The sequence below is a fragment of the Johnsonella ignava ATCC 51276 genome (assembly GCF_000235445.1).
Lineage (GTDB): Bacteria > Bacillota > Clostridia > Lachnospirales > Lachnospiraceae > Johnsonella > Johnsonella ignava.
Map to the genome: position 1 here is coordinate 298,279 of NZ_JH378829.1, position 4,800 is coordinate 303,078.

General features: G+C 35.0%; 8 protein-coding genes and 1 pseudogene. 3 read left to right on the plus strand and 6 right to left on the minus strand.

Features of this window, described 5'->3' with window-relative positions:
- The coding region (locus tag HMPREF9333_RS12425; protein ID WP_156797246.1) for a DDE-type integrase/transposase/recombinase at nucleotides 1-373 on the plus strand (373 nt) is incomplete at its 5' end.
- A 3-nt stretch (nucleotides 374-376) separates the two neighbouring features.
- Here the strand turns inward: HMPREF9333_RS12425 and HMPREF9333_RS01510 are convergent.
- The 5 genes from HMPREF9333_RS01510 to HMPREF9333_RS01530 all read right to left on the minus strand — a co-directional run bounded on the left by HMPREF9333_RS01510 (nucleotide 377) and on the right by HMPREF9333_RS01530 (nucleotide 3,204).
- Nucleotides 377-559 carry a hypothetical protein gene (locus tag HMPREF9333_RS01510; protein WP_005539284.1) on the minus strand — a complete coding sequence of 61 codons (183 nt, stop codon included), beginning with the start codon at nucleotides 557-559 and terminating at the stop codon, nucleotides 377-379.
- Between the two features lie 205 nt (nucleotides 560-764).
- Nucleotides 765-1,571, minus strand: a complete 807-nt coding sequence (locus tag HMPREF9333_RS01515; RefSeq protein ID WP_040882018.1) for a ferredoxin reductase domain-containing protein — start codon at nucleotides 1,569-1,571, stop codon at nucleotides 765-767.
- Nucleotides 1,572-1,579: 8 nt separating this feature from the next.
- Nucleotides 1,580-1,927, minus strand: a complete 348-nt coding sequence (locus tag HMPREF9333_RS01520; RefSeq protein WP_040882019.1) for a hypothetical protein — start codon at nucleotides 1,925-1,927, stop codon at nucleotides 1,580-1,582.
- A 137-nt stretch (nucleotides 1,928-2,064) separates the two neighbouring features.
- Nucleotides 2,065-2,592 carry a flavin reductase gene (locus HMPREF9333_RS01525; RefSeq protein ID WP_005539287.1) on the minus strand — a complete coding sequence of 176 codons (528 nt, stop codon included), beginning with the start codon at nucleotides 2,590-2,592 and terminating at the stop codon, nucleotides 2,065-2,067.
- Nucleotides 2,593-2,637: 45 nt separating this feature from the next.
- Nucleotides 2,638-3,204, minus strand: a complete 567-nt coding sequence (locus tag HMPREF9333_RS01530) for a TetR/AcrR family transcriptional regulator (protein WP_005539289.1) — start codon at nucleotides 3,202-3,204, stop codon at nucleotides 2,638-2,640.
- A 371-nt stretch (nucleotides 3,205-3,575) separates the two neighbouring features.
- Here HMPREF9333_RS01530 and HMPREF9333_RS01535 point away from each other — a divergent pair, with 371 nt between their 5' ends.
- The gene (locus tag HMPREF9333_RS01535; RefSeq protein ID WP_005539291.1) at nucleotides 3,576-3,926 is read left to right on the plus strand and encodes a plasmid mobilization protein; all 351 of its coding nucleotides are present in this window, start codon (nucleotides 3,576-3,578) and stop codon (nucleotides 3,924-3,926) included.
- 5 nt (nucleotides 3,927-3,931) lie between these two features.
- Nucleotides 3,932-4,366 (plus strand): annotated as a pseudogene (locus HMPREF9333_RS01540) (relaxase/mobilization nuclease domain-containing protein); the annotation flags it as partial.
- A 204-nt stretch (nucleotides 4,367-4,570) separates the two neighbouring features.
- On the opposite strand, the gene HMPREF9333_RS13620 reads toward HMPREF9333_RS01540, so the two are convergent.
- Complete coding sequence (locus HMPREF9333_RS13620) at nucleotides 4,571-4,720, minus strand: integrase core domain-containing protein (RefSeq protein WP_083816563.1); 150 nt, start codon at nucleotides 4,718-4,720, stop codon at nucleotides 4,571-4,573.
- Nucleotides 4,721-4,800 lie beyond the last annotated feature (80 nt).

Here is a 4,800-nt window from a genome sequence, read left to right on the forward strand (position 1 = left end):
AGATCGTCATATAACTAGTGTTCTTGCCATCCGAACCCTGCAAAAAGCTCTGGACAGTCAGAGATTTGTCAGCACAGATATTATCCTGCATAGTGATCAGGGAAGTCAATATACATCGAAGGCTTTTACTGAATTCTGTGAGAAAAACAGCATCACACAGAGCATGAGCAAGGCAGGCTATCCATATGACAATGCACCAATGGAAAGGTATTTTAATACTCTGAAAAATGAAGAGATATATCTTCACCATTACCATGAGGAACAGGAGTTATATGATGCTGTTGAGGATTTTGCATACATAAAGTATAACCATGTACGTCCCCATGCCTATAACGGATATCGCACTCCCTTTGAGGCACGGTATGCTGTATAAAAATCAGTCGCAAGTGTTACAAAAATGCTTGACCACCACAAATGATGAAAAAAAGAGCAAGTGGTTTTTCCTGTCCACCTGCTCCAAATATTTTTCATGCTCTTTCTCACGCCAGTAGACCTTATATATATCCTCACTGACTTTCACCTTTTGTCCGTTTACATATAAATAAAATTCTTTTTCCATTTTGAAGTCCTCCGTTTCTTTTGACTGACCGTTTTTCAGACAAAAAAGGAGGACTTCTGCATCTGAGCATAAGAAGTCCTCTAAAATGAAAGAAATATTTTCTACTATTACCATTATTTATTTTGATTGTAATCGCATAAGCAAAAAAGTCTATTGTATTGTTTTTGTCAAAAACACAATGAATTTTACACAAAAGTGATTGTTACTATTTCAAACCTTTAAAATCATCTACTTTAATCTGCTTGCTATCAATTCCCTGTTCCTCAAGAAACTTTTTTATCATTCCAACATCATCAGATTGACCAGCCAAAAGATAGATAGCTTTATTACCATATTTATCAACTATATTTTTTAAGGTTTCTTGACTTTGGGCGAGGCTGGTGCTTTTGTCATAATTCAGTTCGACGTATTTTTGAGCCGTTTGAGACAACTCTTCATCAAAAACCGTTACCCCCTTATCCAAATGACTCAAAATAATATCTCGTTTGCCAGCCCACTCTTTGATAATTGGTCGTATTGCAGCAATACCTACATCAGAAGCAAAACAAACAAGTGGCTCTTCGCCATCTGTAACAGATAAATGAGAGTCAATCCAACTCACCTCAACCTTACTTCCTGCTGTTAGATTGGTCAAAGTTTTCTTATATAAACTACTACTATTATGTGTCAAAATAAGGATTTCATTCTCATCAGGATTGGAAGCTATTGTCATCCAGTAACGGTTTTGCTTGTTCTTATCACCGTTCGTTGTAGCACCGGATACTGCATCTGTAGTGTCTTGATTACTCTCCTTAACATCGTGTAATGTAAACTGAGCAAAAGAACCTGCTTTCCATGTCATATTAGTAGGTTTCGTCAAATGTATTAAGTAAAGGTCCCCATTGAAATTTTCAATGGATTTTAAAGACAAAGCTTGACTACGTCCAAGATAGGTTATCACACCCCAAGAAATAAGGCATATAGCCACCAGAATAGATATAATAATTATCAACATTTTTTTACCTCTTTTCATTATTTTCCTCATTTCCAAAATTTAAAAGATAGCCAAGTAGCCAGTGCGATAACAGGAATAAAGCCAATCAGTTTGATAAGCAAATCAGTATTAGGTAGGCTGTAAATATAAATCATGGTAGTCAATGCCGCCAACCAAATACCCGCAATTTTTAAAATAACAGGTAAGCCGGCAATCATACATAACCCTATAGCCAGCAAAATCATACCTCCAGTCGCAAAGGACATAAAATCAGGGTTTGATAAATCAATCTGTTGTAGTGTAGCTCCCCAAATAATGATCAAAATACCAATAATGGCAAGAGAAATTCCTGTAATACCTAATCCATTCATTTTTTTAACTCCTTGTTTGTCCATGATAAAATCCCCTTTATTATATTATTGAATGAATAAAATATAAGTTCATTCATATATTTTCAAAAAATAAAAAAATTAATTCTTCTTATAAAAATTTTGTCCTTTCTATTAAATAATATCAAATATAGCATATCCATTTAATCTATAATCTGTTCTATCTCACCTATAAGAATAAAATGAGGTTCCCAGCCACCATGTCCGTCAGTATAGATATCCGGATACAATTCATAGTAATCCCTTATTTCCTGTACAAAACTCTCCTTGTCAAACTGTTGCTTACAAAGCTTTTTACATAAAAAAGTCTGTTTTGCCTCTTTAAATCCCATTGTCTTACCTATAGGAATTGCCATAAGTCCGGCATTTTCTATTTTATTTTCATTTCTTCCTGAATGACTTCCAAGGTATGCAAGTGCCTTTTTATATTTTGGATCAAAAAAGCTTACAGTAAAGTATTCACTATCATCAATAAACTCAGCTGTATATCTTGACGGATGTATATATAGGGTTACAGTCGCCTTACTTTTTCCCGGTGCTCCCCAAATATTTCGAAGGCTACCCCATGACACGAGGCAGGCATTGAACTTTTCCCTGTTGCCTACCGTTATTGCCGCCCATTCACTGTCAAAAATGTCAAACGGTTTGTACTCTTTTTTTCTAAATTCCATGTTCATTCCTCTTTCTCCAATTCACCTATAATTAAATTATATTTGTTATTTAAGAATTCCTTTAATGAAGTAAGTTGCAAGTATTTCAACAGTTTTACTGATTCCCGAAAAATCATTTTCTGTGATGTGCATATCCATGTAGTAGAACAGATTATAAACTTGCAAGATTTCTTGAATTTTTTTCTGAGAATATCCTTCTTCTACCATACGATTAGTAAAGGTCTCCACTAAAAACTGATGAAAAGGATTCGCAACTTTGCCTTCTTCCGAAGAATAATATTTATGCAATTCATCAGAAATAAGAGGATTGTACCATTCCATAAGAATTTTATTGGAAGAAACATAACTTCGTGATCGTCTGAAAATCTGACTGACAAGTCCAACCATATCATTCATTTCCCAATCCAACTCGTTTATCATTGCTTGACGTACACGATTATTCTCATCTACATAAACATCTAAAAAAATAGCTTTTTTACTGTCATAGTAGTTATAAAAAGAACCAACTGCTACGCCGGCTTGCTTGGCAATTTCTGAAATTGCTGTTGCCTTATATCCTTTTTTGGAGAATACATCGTAGGCTGCGGTCTTTAATACCTGTTTTTTATCCAACTAAATAGACCTCCTTTTTATGCTATGAATGAATAACTATCTATATTCATTCATAGTATATCAGACTATAAACAACTTGTCAATAGATAAAAAAAATATAAGCCATTATTTATAAGCCATTATTTTATCTTAGTTGTCAAGACATATGTAGAAATCTTTCTACATTTATGGTATAATGTATTAAAAAATTATATACATGCTTATGTTTGCTATCTAAATCATTCTTAATGAGCAAGCACAGTAAGTGTCCGTACACTTACGGAAAAATTGATGAAGCAGCCTTCGGGATCTGCTTCTTTTTTTATCAATTTTTAGCTTGTTAGGGAGACCCTAACACCCCCGAAATTCACACAAAGGAGGAAAATATACCTATGGCAAATAGGATACGAAATGAACGACTTGAAATTAAGTTGACCAAAGAAGAAAAAGCTCTTTTTGAGGAGAAAAGAAAGCTCGCAAGGTGCAGAAATATGAGCCACTTTATCCGCAAATGCGTTTTAGAAAAAGAAATTTATCAAATAGATTTAGAACCGTTTAGAGATTTACAAGGCTTACTTTCCAACGCAACAAACAACATCAATCAGATTGCAAAGCGAGTAAATTCGACCGGTGTTATCTACAAAGAGGACATAGGCGATATGAAAAAAGAGATTGAACATTTCTCAAAAGAACTGTGGCAAATTCACTCCTTGCTTCTAAACAGGACTTCCGGAGGTGATTAAAATTTATGGCGATTACAAAAATACACCCTATAAAATCAACCCTTAATCTTGCTATTGACTATATTGTTAATGGAGATAAAACAGATGAACAGCTTTTAGTCAGTACGCATAAATGCCATCAGTCAACTGCTCATACTCAGTTTTTAAGGACAAGAGTGGAGGCGGGAACTAAGGGAACTGTCCTTGCAAGACATCTGATTCAATATTTTTTACCGGGAGAAACAACGCCTGAAACGGCACATCGAATCGGTCTTGAATTATGTAAAAAGATACTCAAAGATGAGTATGAGTTTGTGTTATCGACGCACATAGATAAAGGGCATATCCACAACCATATTATCTTCAATAATGTAAATATGGTTACCCGCAAGTGCTATCAATCCAATAAGAAAAGCTATCATAAGATCCGTTACCAGAGTGATAAGCTATGCAAAGAAAACTAAAGTGAACCCATTTGTCAAGACAATTTTTCAAAAAAATTAAGTTGGATTTCGGAAGAGATTATTCCATCCCTTTCTCCCTTAGTTACCCACCAAGTGTGGATATATGAACTGTCAAGGGTGTGCTGCAAAGCAGCTTCCGAAGGAACCCTTTACAGCTCATATATCTGCACTTATACTACACAAGAGGGAGAAACAGGATAATTACCTATCCCGGTATATTTCTTCCGGTGTGCGGTATTTTAAGCGTGAGTGTGGACGCTCGTGATTATAAAATTTTATATAGTTATGAATTCCGATACGTGCTTCTTTTGGTGTCTCGTAAGCCTTAGGATATATATCCTCATATTTTATGGTTCGCCAGAGCCTTTTCTATGAATATATTATCGTAGGCACGCCCACGGTGATCCATACTAATTTTAGAACCTGCATCC